Origin of the sequence: Streptomyces sp. NPDC056835 (genome assembly GCF_042789485.1) — a bacterium.
Lineage (GTDB): Bacteria > Actinomycetota > Actinomycetes > Streptomycetales > Streptomycetaceae > Streptomyces.
Genome location: NZ_JBHUBB010000009.1, coordinates 264,395 through 276,008, shown reverse-complemented (window position 1 = coordinate 276,008; position 11,614 = coordinate 264,395). Strand labels below are relative to the sequence as shown.

Below are 11,614 nucleotides of genomic sequence, written 5' to 3'. Positions count from 1 at the left end.
CCCGGGAACCGAAACAACCCGCCCCACCAACCCACCGGCCCGCACGACAGAGAGCGCCCAGCCCGCACCACAGGCGGCACCGCAGAGATCCGCCGGCCCGTTCACCGGTGCCCCCTCGGGCCGGGCCCGCGAACGGCAGCGCCGACGGATACACACACGCGTGACCCGCATCGTCATCAAGGACGTTCAGACGCCGGAAGAGACGCCGGCCTGGGAAACGCGGGAGGAGACCCGCGCCAAGGCGGAAGCGGGCCGGTGTGCCGGCTCCCGCACTCCGGGCCGGGCCGGGCCGCGCCGGTGGTACGGGGACCGCGTACCAGGCGGACGCCGACGCCCGCACACATCACCGACAGAAACCCGGCCATTTCCCTGCTGGAGACCAGCAGCTCGCACAACCGCGCGTCCACCGCCGGCCGGTACGCCGGCTCCGGCGTCCCTTCGCGGAGCCGGGCCCGACCGGCCTCAGCGGCTCGGCCGGGCCATGGAGCCGGCTGCGACCGCCCTACGCCGCATGACCGTCCAGTCGATCGGGATCAGTCCCCCTCGACGACTCGGATCAGATGTCCTCTCCGGGTCCGATATAACGAAGGACTGTCTCGTGCTCGCCCGCGGCGACGAGTCCGTCGATGACCTCGGCCATCGACAGCACCCCCGGATCACGGACGATGAGACCGTCCCAGTACCACCAGTAGTCGCCTTCCGGGTCACCCGCCCGGCGCTGCCGGTCCATGATGCGGCGCACCTCGTCAAGCGTGAACACGGTTCCGGACCAGCGCTCGCCATCATCGCGGATCACCCACATGTCCACGTTGCAGACCTCGGCCAGATCCTCTCCTGCTCCTGGCACGAAGCAGATCTCGTAGCCATCACGTCCGACCCGGTAAAAGGGACCGTCCCACATACCCGCCTGCTCCCCAACTCTCGGTCCTGCGCCGCCCTCATCGGCACAGACAGCCGATCAGTACACCATGTCGTGCTTGAGGCCTGCCACAGACATGAGGATGAGAACAAACGTCACGCGACAGGGATACCGGCGCCGTGTCCACCACCAACACACCCGCAGAACCCCTGGCCCAAGGGCGACCGGAACGTCGAACGCCGGCCCCCCGCGGACCGCGCTCCACCCTCTCAACACCGCACGGGTCGGTCCCGTCTGCCGGAAGCTGAACCTGTCGCCGTCGACGTACTTCGCCCGCCAGAAGCGGCCGAAGTCCGCTCGCCTGCTGCGGGAAGAGCAGCCCGTGCCGCTGCCGCCGCCGGCACAACCCGGGTCAGCCGCCTGCCGCCACCCCGAACCACCGTCATCGGGACGTGCGGTTGTTGCCGTATACCCGACTGGGTGCCGGCTCTCGCATGGTGCGAGTTCGACCTCACCAGCGATCAGATCGGGGCATCGTCGGTCAGCGAAGGCATGGCGCGCGGACGGAGGACCATGAGCGGACCTTCCAAGGTCGCCACCATGGCAAAGGGGAACCGGTCCACCTCAAGACAGAGCGCAACGTCATCAGCATGGACTCCCTGACGCACCCCCTCCGTCAACTCGGCGGCGGCGCGCGACTCGGCGGCGCGGCGGACGAACTCAGCAGCATCCGTCCCAGCCTCGGTGACCCTCCGAGCGATGTATTGAGCACACGCCAGATCTTCATCGGCCTGCCCATCCTCGCCGGTGACCACGAACGTAACACTGTCACTCTTGTGCGTCCGCAAGAGCCGAGCCGTCGTTTCCGCCACCACGAAGCCGGCGCACAGCACCAGCGACGCCTCCCTCACCGCGAGGGCGCCTACCGTCCCTGCTGTGGTTTTCTGCACAACGGTCCGTCCGCCAAGGTCAACCGACCGCAGCAGGCCCGGCGAGTTGACCATGTCGAACCCGGGCGCGGGCGGACCGTCTTTGAGCGCCACCCAATCCGGGTGGCGAGCCTTGAGCGCCAGGGCTTCGTCCAGCGACTCAGCGAGAACGATCTTTTCCGCTCCCTGGGCAAAGGCCCAGGCAGCCACGGTGAAAGCACGCATGACGTCGACTACGACCGCCACGGACGGGACTTCGACCAGATCAGCGATACCAAGGAAACGAGCGTCCATGCCGATCATGATCGCGCATGCCCGACCCGAAGCACCCAGAGAGCGACCCCCATCACATCAACGCTCCCGGAATGCGACACCCCGGCTGCCCGCGTCGCGAAAGTGGTCCACAACAACCCGCCTGCTCAATCGTCAAACAGGGGCACCGGCCCGGGCCCGCCGGGGTTCAGGAACATCCACGCTCACCTCGCCTGCCCGGCCCGTGTTCCCAAACCCCGAGGAGCGGGCCCCGGACGGCCACCCGGCGTCAAGAACAAGCACCAGGCACCCCGCTACGACGTCGGCAACACCGTCGAACGCCCCGATACCCTCAAGGCCATCGGCAAGCCTGGAAAACCCTGGTAGGTCAAAGAGCAAGCTCAGGCGGGTGGCCAGTTGTGGAGGGCGGCGTCCGCGACCCGCTGGAGTTCGTCGCGGGTGGCGCCCGTGGCCGCCTGGACTGCGATGCCGTTCGCCACGGTCATGAGGTAGTGGGCGAGGGTGTCCGGGTGGGTGCCGACGGGCAGGTCGTCTTCGTCGATGGCTCGTTGGAAGCGGTCGCGAAGGTGTGCTCGGTTGTCGTTGCGCCACGCGGCGAGCGCGTCGGCAACGCTCTGTCCGAGGTGTTCTGCGGCCAGGAAGCCCTGGACGCCGAGGCATCCGGCCGGACAGCCGGCCCGGGTGGAGGCCTGGATGGAGCCGGTGAGGTAGGCGGTGGCCACCTCCCGGGCGGTGGGCTCCTGCAGCGCGCGGGCACTGTAGGAGGCGGGGCCCTCGGCGTAGCGTTCCAGGGCCTTTCGGAAGAGGTCTTCTTTGTTGCCGAAGGCCGCGTACATGCTGGTCTTGGTGATTCCCATGGCTCGGGTCAGGTCGGTGAGGCTGACGCCGTCGTAGCCGTGTTCCCAGAAGACGACCATGGCCCGTTGCAGGGCCTCGTCGGTGTCGAACCCTCGCGGCCGGCCGATTGGTGCCCTGCTCGTAGCTTCCACGCTCCAGATCGTACTTCTTCTGTTCCGATCGGACCAGAAGTGCTACGGTCTATTTCTGTTCCGATCGGAACAGAAATAGGGAGAGGTCACATCATGGGAACGCTCGAAGGTAAGACGGCTGTCGTCACGGGTGGCGGAACGCGGGGGATCGGCCGGGCCACTGCCGCACGGCTGGCGGCCGAGGGGGCGCACGTGTTCATCACCGGCCGACGCGAGGCCGAGCTGAAGGAGGCGGTCGAATCCATCGGCTCCGCGGTCACCGCGGTGCCGGGCGACATCACCGACCCGGCCGATCTGGACCGGCTGTACGACATGGTGCGCGAGCAGGGGCGGGGCCTGGACGTGCTGTTCGCCAACGCGGCCACCGCCTCGTTCGCGACGCTGGAGCAGATCACCGGCGAGGACTTCGACCGCATCTTCGCGGTCAACGTCAAGGGCACACTCCTGACCGTGCAGAAGGCACTTCCTCTCCTCAACGACGGCGCCTCGGTCATCCTGAACGCATCCACGGCCGCCGACCACGGCACACCGGCGTTCGGCGCGTACGCGGCGTCCAAGGCCGCTGTCCGGTCCTTCGCGCGGACCTGGGCCAACGAACTCAACAGCCGGGGCATTCGTGTCAACGCGATCTCGCCCGGGCCCATCGACACCTCCGGCATCACCGAACTCGTCGGCGAGGAGAACTCAGCCGCCTTCAAGGCGGACATCGGTTCAAAGGTCGCCATCGGCCGGATCGGACGCCCGGAGGAGGTCGCCGCCGCGGTCGCCTTCCTCGCCTCCGCGGACAGCAGCTACATGATGGGCGCCAACCTGTACGTCGACGGCGGCGAGAACCAGATCTGATGCGGCTGCGCGGCTCGACAACAGCTATGCCAGAGTTGGCGAGCTGCCGCTGTCGGCTGCCCGCAATGACTTGAGTCGGCCATCGAAGCCCGCCAACCTGGTTCACCGGCCGCGACTTGGGCTCGCCGCCCGGCCCCAGCACCGTTGCGCAGACGACCCGTCCCTAAGGCTCTCCAGGCGGCGACCGTCGGCGCGGGGGTGCTGGCCGGGGTGCGGCGGCTGCCCGCGCTGACCCGGCGGCGGGTGAAGGACAAGCCGCTGCTGCCGCGCGAGGGCGACGACAAGCTGGTGCCGGGGCCGGGGCGCAAGGCGGTGTACGCGAACGCCGGCCTGCCGCAAGGGTCGGTGGACCGGGACGCGTACGTGGTGTGTGTGCTGACCGGGCTGAGCTTGGACATGCCCGTCAGCGGGTCGAGAAGGTGCTCCCGAAGATCGACCTGCCGGACCTGTTGTACGAGGTCCACTCCTGGACCGGGTTCCTCGACGCCTTCGTGCACCTGGGAGTCGGCACCACCCGGATGAAGGACCTGACCACCTCGTTCGTCGCGCCGCTGGTGGGCGAAGCGCGCAACATCGGCCTGACCCCGGTCACCAACCCCGGCCACGAGGCACTCACCCGCTCCCGCCTGGGCCACGTCGACCAGTTCTACCTGCGGGCCGACACCGTCGCCGCGGCGAATGCGGACCTGCCGGTCACCGTCGTTCTCCAGACTTCCTGATGTCTCATGAGACATCAGGCGCCGACGCATCGGTCACCCCGCCGCCGCGATGTCGCCAGGGGTGAGGTCATCCCGAATACGCGGGTAGCGCACTGGGTGCCGGTGCCGGCCGCGGTCTACCGCTGTGTCAGCGCGTACCCCGGCGACGAGGTACGGCTGGACGGTGACGTACCGGAGCGTGTTCCCAGAGCCCCCATCCAGCGCTGATCTGCCTTCTCGTCCACGGATGCTCGGGCCCGCCGGGGGTCAGCGCGGCCCCCAGCTCGCGCCGGCGCCGCGCGGCGGGGCCCGGACGGGTGCGGCGAAGGCGAGCGCCACGGGGAACTCCCCCCGCCAAGGGTGACCCGGCACCGTGAGTTAATTGGGGAGGCGCAATGCTCAAGCGCGCACGCCGCGAATCGTCGAGGAAGCATTGAAAAGCGAGGACGGCACGCCGCGGCTGATCGTCTTCATGGGAGCGGCCACCTGCGCCGCACTCACCCTCGGTGGTGGTGCCTGACTCGCGGGTGTGCTGTAGCGGTGCTGAGGCGCGATCCAGATTTTTCGGAGTTCGGCGGTCTGAGGATGTCGAGAACGTGCCACCGGCTCCGTCCCAGGGACATCAGCGGCCACCACCGGCCGCACGAAGAAGAAGGAGAAACCAGCATGGCGATTCAGCGGATGGACAACGTCGGCATCGTCGTCGAGGACATGGATGCCGCCATCGCGTTCTTCGTGGAACTCGGTATGGAGCTGGAGGGCAGGGCGGAGGTCGAGGGCCTCTTCGCCGACCAGTGCACCGGACTCGACGGCGTCCGCTGTGACATCGCGATGGTCCGGACCCCGGACGGCCACAGCCGGCTCGAACTGGCGAAGTACCGCAGCCCCGCCGTGATCAGCGCCGGGCCGCGCAACCAGCCGCACAACATTCTGGGCACGCACCGCGTCATGTTCGCCGTCGACGACATCGAGGACACCGTTGCCCGCCTGCGCCCTCACGGCGCCGAACTCGTCGGCGAGATCGCCCGGTTCGAGGACAGCTATCTGCTCTGCTACGTCCGCGGCCCGGAGGGAATCATCGTCGGACTGGCCGAGCAACTGCGCTGAGAAGGAGAAACCGAACCACGCGGCCGAACGAGATCATCGAGGTTCTGAACCGCCCGATCAGCCAGGAGCCGCCGGCCCATGACGTGACCCGCCTGGCCTACGTCACCAAGGACTGAACCCCGCGCAACGTACCAAACGCCTTCACCTGGAACGGGTCGCACATCGTCATGCGTACGACGAAGAACGCGCCCGAACTCCCGTGGCCACCCTCGCGCAGCCGACCGACCAGCAGTCGACCGACCGCCAGAACCTCGCACTGCGCATCCACGACGGCGCGTTCTGCGCGATGGACCTCACCGCCCGCCACCCGCGCACCGGCGAGCTGCTGTCCACGGTGAAGTTCATGGTCCAGACCCTCGTGGCCGCCGGCGAACTCCAGCGCGACCTGCGACGGGAGCTGACGTACGACGGGCCGCGGGCCGCCGAGCTCGCCACGCTCGACCAGGGCGTGTCCGTACGGCGCGGCCAGGGCTACACCCTGCGTGTCCAGGTGGTCTACGACTGGAACGCTGCAACGCACGCCGACGAAGCCGAGGGCGAGCCGGAACGACGGGCCTTCACCCGGCCCGAGCTGGAAGCGTTCTTCGACCACGCCGACGAGGAAGTGCTGCGTGTTCACGGCAAGGGCCGCAAGGGCTGGCTGCCGGCCTTCCGGGATGCCGCCTTGTTCAAGGTCGCGTACGCCTACGGCCTGCGCCGCGACGAAACCCGAATGCTGGATCTCACCGACTTCGGACGCAATCCGGAGGGCCGGGAGTTCGGTGAGCACGGCACCCTGCTGGTCCGCTACGGCAAGGCCAAGAAGGGATCGCCACCGAAGCGCCGCAGCGTGCTGACCATCTGGCGCTGGACGCCCGGCACGATCGAGGAATGGATCAGCGAGGCGCGTCCCGGAATGCGGGACTCGACCAGCCGGGCCCTCTGGCCGTCCGAGCGAGGACGGCCACGACCCGCTGTTCGTCCAACAGCAGGTCGGCCACGACCATGCCTCCACCACCGCGATCTACACCTGCGTCTCCTCCGACTTCCGCACCCGCTCCCTGCGACGCGTCCTGGACGCCACCATCGAGGCCGCTCTGCGGCCCAGACCGACCACACCAAGCAGGAAGTCACCCAGGCCGGCGCCTTCCTCTCATGGCTCGCCGGCCGAGGGCGCGCGATCGGGCAGTGCCAGCAAGCCGAGGCTCCTGTCATCGCGAAGGCGCTCGGCTACCACGACAAGACAGCCACCCGCCTGGTCACCGAAGCCGGGGGCACATGGAGCCGATACGCCCCCGGCGACCACCAGCGATGAAGCGCGGTACTCACGCTGGGTCCGCTGAGCCTCGTTTGTCCTCAACGTGGACGACGTGAAGCCCGGTGCCGTCTCGGTGGCGCTTGGAACGTCCGAACAGCCCGACAGCGATCTCCGACTGATCCTGAGGCTCATCAGGGCCGACATAGGTAAGAACGTCGTTGTGATGCCCGGTGACGACCCATCCCTCGACGTCCTTGAGGCCGATCACCCCAAAGTCTCCTGCCGAAGATCCGGCATGCGCCGGGCCGAACTTCTTCAGGAGGTCGGTGGCCTGTTCAGCAAGCTCCCCTTCCGGAGCGGTCAGCACGACACAAGTGCCATGCTCGAACAGCACCCACGACTTGCGAGGGTCGGCGAGAAGCCGCTGCCAGACGTCTATCAGTATCTCGGAGTTCACGCCGATCATCATGCCGCAGAGCACCGACACAGGGTGACGATCGACCGACGGCTACGGCGAATACGCGACTCCTGAACATGTGGGCCCACCACTCCCGGGGCCGTGAACCGGGGATGTCAGAGATTGGAGCAGCCTTCCTGTCTGCAGGAGCAGTGGGCCGGGCTACTGCCTATCCTGCGGACCGGCGAGCTTCAGCCCGTGATTGGGCGGCGCTTCCCGCTTGAGCAGGCATCGCAGGCTCTGCTCGCACTCGACCAGCGCCGCGCGCAGGGAAAGGTACTGCTGGACGTCCAGTGCGACAGCCCGGCTGGATCGCAGCCGGGTGCGGGCGAGGGAGACGAGTCGGTGGTCAGCTCAGCTGTCAGCCGGCGCCGTTTCCCTCGGCCGGCCAGGCGTGGCAGCCTGCCGGGCGAGGCGCCTGGTCACGCGGGTCAGCTGGTGGAACATCAGCCCTGCGGGTCGGGCCCCGAACAGCACGAACCGCATGGTTCCGCGTGCCGTTTGACGGCGTCGCCCCGACGCCGTGAGGCGCGGGGCATGTCTACTCGCCCTTCAGCAGACGGGCCGGCTCGCCGTCATGGCGCTCGGGCTCTATCTGCCGGTCTACCTGGGCCGGGCGGACCACGCCTGGCGTGAACGATCCGACGCCCGATCATGCGAGCGCCCGCCCAGCGAGTACCTCGACGAGATCTTCTTCGACTCGCTCGTCTACACCCCGCATGCGCTGCGGCGCCTCATCGACACCGTCGGGTCCGGTCAGGTTCTGCTCGGGTCCGACTACCCCTTCGACATGGGCGTCACCGATCCACTGGACCGCCTGACCGCCGCAGGGCTCTCCCCGCACCAGCAGGACAGGGTGGCCGGTGGCAACGCCGCTCGACTGGGGCTGATCCCGTGAAGTGGGCAACGTACCGATGGAACAGTCACACACGGACGGGCGTACTCGTGGGCGACGAGTTGTTCGCCCTCGACAGCGACCTCGGGATCCAGGAGCTGATCGGCCTGGGACCGGATGTCCTGGCCGCGGCCGCCCGCGAGGCCCGCCGAGGCGGAACCGTCGCCGACATCAGCGAGGTGGCACTCCGGCCGACCGTTCCCCGTCCCGGATCCGTGCGCGACGGCGCGTGCTTCCTCGACCACGTGCGCGGCTGTCTGCGCGCCATCGGCAACTCGGGTGACCTGCCCGACGTATGGCACCACGTCCCGGCGTTCTACTTCGCCAATCCTGCCGCGCTCCTGGGCGGACGTGACGACGTGCCGGTCTTCCCCGGCGCGAAATGGTTCGACTTCGAAGCGGAGATCGGGGTCGTCATCGGCCGCCCCGGCCGCGACCTGTCCCCGGACCAGGCCATGGACCATATCGCCGACTACACCATTTTCTGCGACTGGACGGCCCGCGACCTGCAACTCCTCGACAACGCCCAGGGAATCGGGCAGGCCAAGGGCAAGGATGGAGCCCCCACCCTCGATCCCTGCCTCGTCACATCCGACGAGCTCGACCCGACGGACATCGGGGGCGCCGCGTCGACCTCCACCATCTCGGCCCCGCGCATACCTCCAGCGATGTGATCGCATGGGTACCGGACAGCCGGGTCCTCTTCGCGGGAGACCTGCTCTTCATTCAGGGAACACCCGTCATGTGGGCGGGACCGGCCGGCTCATGGAGTGCCGCCTGCGACCGGATGATCGCCCTGGAACCAGAGATCGTCGTCCCCGGGCACGGCCCCGTGACAGACATCCCCGGAATCCAACAGGTCCAGGACTACCTGCACTTCATCGGCCAGTTCGCGGCCGAGAGCCACGCGGCCGGGCGTCCATGGTCCGAGGCCGCACACAGCGTCGAACTCGGACCCTTCGCCTCCCTCGACAACCGCGAGCGCATCGTCGCGAACCTGTACACCGAATACCGCCACCTGGAACCCTCCACCCCCGAACTGTCGCTCGACCAGCTGGTGGCCGAGATGGCGAAGTGGCGCACTCTGAGCCAAGCACAATGAGACGTCGGCTTGGGCTGGTCGACGGCGATGACCGCGCGCCGTCGACGTCCCATGGCTTCGGCCGAGCCATTCCACTGGACGACTCCGACAACGGAGGGGGTCTCCCCGTGCCCTTAAGGCTACGGGGGAGAGCGCGCGTGCCGGGCGTCGCGAGCCAGGCTGGACCTTCGCGATACGCCCTAGAAGAACGTGGGCAGGCGCGGGGAGTAGGGTTCTTCGAGGGAGCCGATCTCCTCAGCGGTGAGCTCGATGTCGAGCGCGGCGACGGCGTCGGCGAGGTGGTTCGGCTTGGTCGCGCCCACGATCGGGGCGGAGACCACCGGGTTTTTCAACACCCAGGCCATCGCAACCTGCGCCATCGACACGCCGCGGGCCAGGGCGATGCGCTGGACCGCCTCGACGATGGCCCGGTCGCTGTCGAGGAAAATCGGCCGGTCATGCTGGTCGACTTTCCGGTTGATCTCCGCGCGCTGCGTGGAGCGTTCGCCCCAGGGTCGGGTGACCAGTCCCCCAGCCAGCGGGCTCCACGGGATGCTTCCCACGCCCTGGTGGGCGAGCAGGCCGAACATCTCGCGTTCCTCCTCGCGGTGGATCAGGCTGTACTGGTCCTGCATGGAGACGAACCGGGTCCACCCGTGGGCCTGCGCGGCATGCTGCATCGTCGCGAACTGCCAGGCCCACATCGACGAAGCACCGATATAGCGGGCCTTGCCTGCCTTGACCACATCGTGCAGTGCCTCCATCGTCTCCTCGACCGGCGTCTGGGGGTCGAAGCGGTGGATCTGGTAGAGGTCGACGAAGTCGGTGTCCAGGCGCCGCAGCGAGGCGTCGATCTGCTCCATGATGGCCTTGCGGGACAGACCCGCCCCGCCCGGACCCTGGTGCATGGGCGCCCACAACTTGGTGGCCAGAACGATGTCCTCACGCCGGGTGTACTTGCGCAGCGCCCGCCCGACGATCTCCTCCGAGGTGCCCAGGCCGTAGATGTTCGCGGTGTCCCAGAACGTGATGCCGAGCTCGACGGCCTGGCGGAAGATCGGCTCGGCCGCATTGTCGTCAAGCACCCAGGTGTCCCTCTTGGCGGGGTCGCCGAAGCTCATACAGCCCAAGGCGATCCGGCTGATCTTGAGCCCTGACGTTCCCAATCGCGTGTACTCCATGGCCTGCTCCCGCTCGGTGATGTGGACTTGTGTACTTGCTCTCAAGAAGGCGGCTGCCTTCACTCCCTACCGTGGCACGAACCGCAACTTATGGCCTCCCACCAGGGGGTTCCTGTTGTTGCGGGTACTGTCAGAGCCCCCCACGCTCGCAGAAACGGACGTACCGTTGTGGGCATGGACGCCCGCACCGAGTTCCGCGACTTCCTCACCTCCCGCCGCGCCAAGATCACCCCCGAACAAGCCGGCCTGCCCGCCAACGGCGGAAACCGCCGGGTGACCGGTTTGCGCCGCGAGGAGGTCGCGCTACTGGCCGGCGTCAGCGCCGACTACTACATCAAACTCGAACGCGGCAACGCCCGCGGCGTCTCCGACGGCGTCCTGGAAGCCCTCTCCCGCGCCCTCCACCTCAACGAGGCCGAACGCGCACACCTGTTTGATTTGGCCCACGCCGCCAGCACCAGCACACGGACACCCAGGCGTACTCCCAAACCTCACGTGCGCCCCAGCGTCCAGCGCATCCTGGATTCCATGTCCACCACCCCGGCCTACGTACGTAACCGCCGCCTCGACATCCTGGACACCAACCAACTCGGCAGAGCCCTCCTCAACCCGATCCTCGCGGGCCCGCGCCGGCCGCCCAACGTAGCCCGCTTCATGTTCCTGGACCCCGCGGCCACCGACTACTACCTCGACTGGGAACGCATGGCCGCCGGCACCGTCGCGATCCTGCGCGCCGAAGCCGGACGCGACCCCCACGACAAAGCCCTGACCGACCTGGTCGGAGAACTCTCCACCCAGAGCGACCTATTCCGCACCCGCTGGGCCACCCACAACGTCCACCTGCACCGCGGTGGTGTCAAACACCTCCGCCACCCCCTCGTCGGCGAACTCACCCTTGAGTACGAAGCCCTGGAACTACCCGCCGACACCGGACTGACCATCATGGCCTACAGCGCCGAACCCGCCACACCCGCACGCGACGCCCTGAACCTGCTGGCCGGCTGGGCCGCGGAGGAACCCCGCGACGACCTGCAGGAGTACATCGTAGATCTATCCGGTTGATGG

11 protein-coding genes and 5 pseudogenes are annotated in these 11,614 nt (G+C 68.1%); 10 read left to right on the top strand and 6 right to left on the bottom strand.

Annotation, left to right across the window (positions count from 1 at the left end; translation table 11 throughout):
* Window positions 1–556 precede the first annotated feature (556 nt).
* Window positions 557–847 carry a hypothetical protein gene (locus tag ACFRMN_RS13305; RefSeq protein ID WP_383017834.1) on the bottom strand — a complete coding sequence of 97 codons (291 nt, stop codon included), beginning with the start codon at window positions 845–847 and terminating at the stop codon, window positions 557–559.
* Between the two features lie 533 nt (window positions 848–1,380).
* The gene (locus ACFRMN_RS13300; protein ID WP_383017831.1) at window positions 1,381–2,082 is read right to left on the bottom strand and encodes a 2-phosphosulfolactate phosphatase; all 702 of its coding nucleotides are present in this window, start codon (window positions 2,080–2,082) and stop codon (window positions 1,381–1,383) included.
* 162 nt (window positions 2,083–2,244) lie between these two features.
* Here ACFRMN_RS13300 and ACFRMN_RS13295 point away from each other — a divergent pair.
* A pseudogene (locus tag ACFRMN_RS13295) lies at window positions 2,245–2,427 on the top strand (transposase); the annotation flags it as partial.
* 14 nt (window positions 2,428–2,441) lie between these two features.
* On the opposite strand, the gene ACFRMN_RS13290 reads toward ACFRMN_RS13295, so the two are convergent.
* Entirely contained in the window at window positions 2,442–3,050 is a 609-nt protein-coding gene (locus ACFRMN_RS13290; protein ID WP_383017829.1) for a TetR/AcrR family transcriptional regulator, read from the bottom strand.
* A 93-nt stretch (window positions 3,051–3,143) separates the two neighbouring features.
* Here ACFRMN_RS13290 and ACFRMN_RS13285 point away from each other — a divergent pair, with 93 nt between their 5' ends.
* The 4 genes and pseudogenes from ACFRMN_RS13285 to ACFRMN_RS13270 all read left to right on the top strand — a co-directional run.
* Window positions 3,144–3,893, top strand: a complete 750-nt coding sequence (locus ACFRMN_RS13285) for an SDR family NAD(P)-dependent oxidoreductase (protein WP_383017826.1) — start codon at window positions 3,144–3,146, stop codon at window positions 3,891–3,893.
* Window positions 3,894–4,058: 165 nt separating this feature from the next.
* Window positions 4,059–4,582: pseudogene (locus ACFRMN_RS13280) on the top strand (Tn3 family transposase); the annotation flags it as partial.
* Window positions 4,583–5,257: 675 nt separating this feature from the next.
* Window positions 5,258–5,698: a VOC family protein gene (locus ACFRMN_RS13275; RefSeq protein ID WP_383017823.1), complete on the top strand. Its 441-nt coding sequence runs from the start codon at window positions 5,258–5,260 to the stop codon at window positions 5,696–5,698.
* Between the two features lie 199 nt (window positions 5,699–5,897).
* Window positions 5,898–6,125, top strand: a pseudogene (locus ACFRMN_RS13270) (hypothetical protein); the annotation flags it as partial.
* A gap of 877 nt (window positions 6,126–7,002) precedes the next feature.
* On the opposite strand, the gene ACFRMN_RS13265 reads toward ACFRMN_RS13270, so the two are convergent.
* Window positions 7,003–7,404, bottom strand: a complete 402-nt coding sequence (locus ACFRMN_RS13265; protein ID WP_383017870.1) for a hypothetical protein — start codon at window positions 7,402–7,404, stop codon at window positions 7,003–7,005.
* A gap of 90 nt (window positions 7,405–7,494) precedes the next feature.
* On the opposite strand from ACFRMN_RS13265, the pseudogene ACFRMN_RS13260 reads away from it, so the two are divergent.
* Window positions 7,495–7,665, top strand: a pseudogene (locus ACFRMN_RS13260) (zinc-binding dehydrogenase); the annotation flags it as partial.
* A gap of 147 nt (window positions 7,666–7,812) precedes the next feature.
* On the opposite strand, the pseudogene ACFRMN_RS13255 reads toward ACFRMN_RS13260, so the two are convergent.
* A pseudogene (locus ACFRMN_RS13255) lies at window positions 7,813–7,931 on the bottom strand (RacP protein); the annotation flags it as partial.
* Here ACFRMN_RS13255 and ACFRMN_RS13250 point away from each other — a divergent pair.
* The 3 genes from ACFRMN_RS13250 to ACFRMN_RS13240 are packed head-to-tail and all read left to right on the top strand — an operon-like array spanning window position 7,916 to window position 9,389.
* Window positions 7,916–8,290, top strand: coding sequence for an amidohydrolase family protein (locus ACFRMN_RS13250; protein ID WP_383017820.1), 375 nt, complete (start codon window positions 7,916–7,918; stop codon window positions 8,288–8,290). The pseudogene ACFRMN_RS13255 and the gene ACFRMN_RS13250 sit on opposite strands and share 16 nt — an antisense overlap.
* Window positions 8,291–8,337: 47 nt before the next feature.
* Complete coding sequence (locus ACFRMN_RS13245) at window positions 8,338–8,961, top strand: fumarylacetoacetate hydrolase family protein (protein ID WP_383017867.1); 624 nt, start codon at window positions 8,338–8,340, stop codon at window positions 8,959–8,961.
* Entirely contained in the window at window positions 8,865–9,389 is a 525-nt protein-coding gene (locus ACFRMN_RS13240; RefSeq protein ID WP_383017864.1) for an MBL fold metallo-hydrolase, read from the top strand. Before ACFRMN_RS13245 ends, ACFRMN_RS13240 begins: the two co-directional genes overlap by 97 nt.
* Before the next feature lie 179 nt (window positions 9,390–9,568).
* Here the strand turns inward: ACFRMN_RS13240 and ACFRMN_RS13235 are convergent, their stop codons facing one another.
* On the bottom strand, window positions 9,569–10,549 hold the full coding sequence (locus tag ACFRMN_RS13235) for an aldo/keto reductase (protein ID WP_383017817.1): 981 nt from the start codon (window positions 10,547–10,549) through the stop codon (window positions 9,569–9,571).
* A 174-nt stretch (window positions 10,550–10,723) separates the two neighbouring features.
* On the opposite strand from ACFRMN_RS13235, the gene ACFRMN_RS13230 reads away from it, so the two are divergent.
* Window positions 10,724–11,611 carry a helix-turn-helix transcriptional regulator gene (locus ACFRMN_RS13230; protein WP_383017814.1) on the top strand — a complete coding sequence of 296 codons (888 nt, stop codon included), beginning with the start codon at window positions 10,724–10,726 and terminating at the stop codon, window positions 11,609–11,611.
* Window positions 11,612–11,614 lie beyond the last annotated feature (3 nt).

Bases quoted from the DNA above. Each gene is read 5' to 3' on its own strand.
- ACFRMN_RS13300 (WP_383017831.1), bottom strand. From the start codon at position 2,082: ATGGACGCTCGTTTCCTTGGTATCGCTGATCTGGTCGAAGTCCCGTCC.
- ACFRMN_RS13285 (WP_383017826.1), top strand. From the start codon at position 3,144: ATGGGAACGCTCGAAGGTAAGACGGCTGTCGTCACGGGTGGCGGAACG.
- ACFRMN_RS13230 (WP_383017814.1), top strand. From the start codon at position 10,724: ATGGACGCCCGCACCGAGTTCCGCGACTTCCTCACCTCCCGCCGCGCC.
- ACFRMN_RS13265 (WP_383017870.1), bottom strand. From the start codon at position 7,404: ATGATGATCGGCGTGAACTCCGAGATACTGATAGACGTCTGGCAGCGG.
- ACFRMN_RS13235 (WP_383017817.1), bottom strand. From the start codon at position 10,549: ATGGAGTACACGCGATTGGGAACGTCAGGGCTCAAGATCAGCCGGATC.
- ACFRMN_RS13275 (WP_383017823.1), top strand. From the start codon at position 5,258: ATGGCGATTCAGCGGATGGACAACGTCGGCATCGTCGTCGAGGACATG.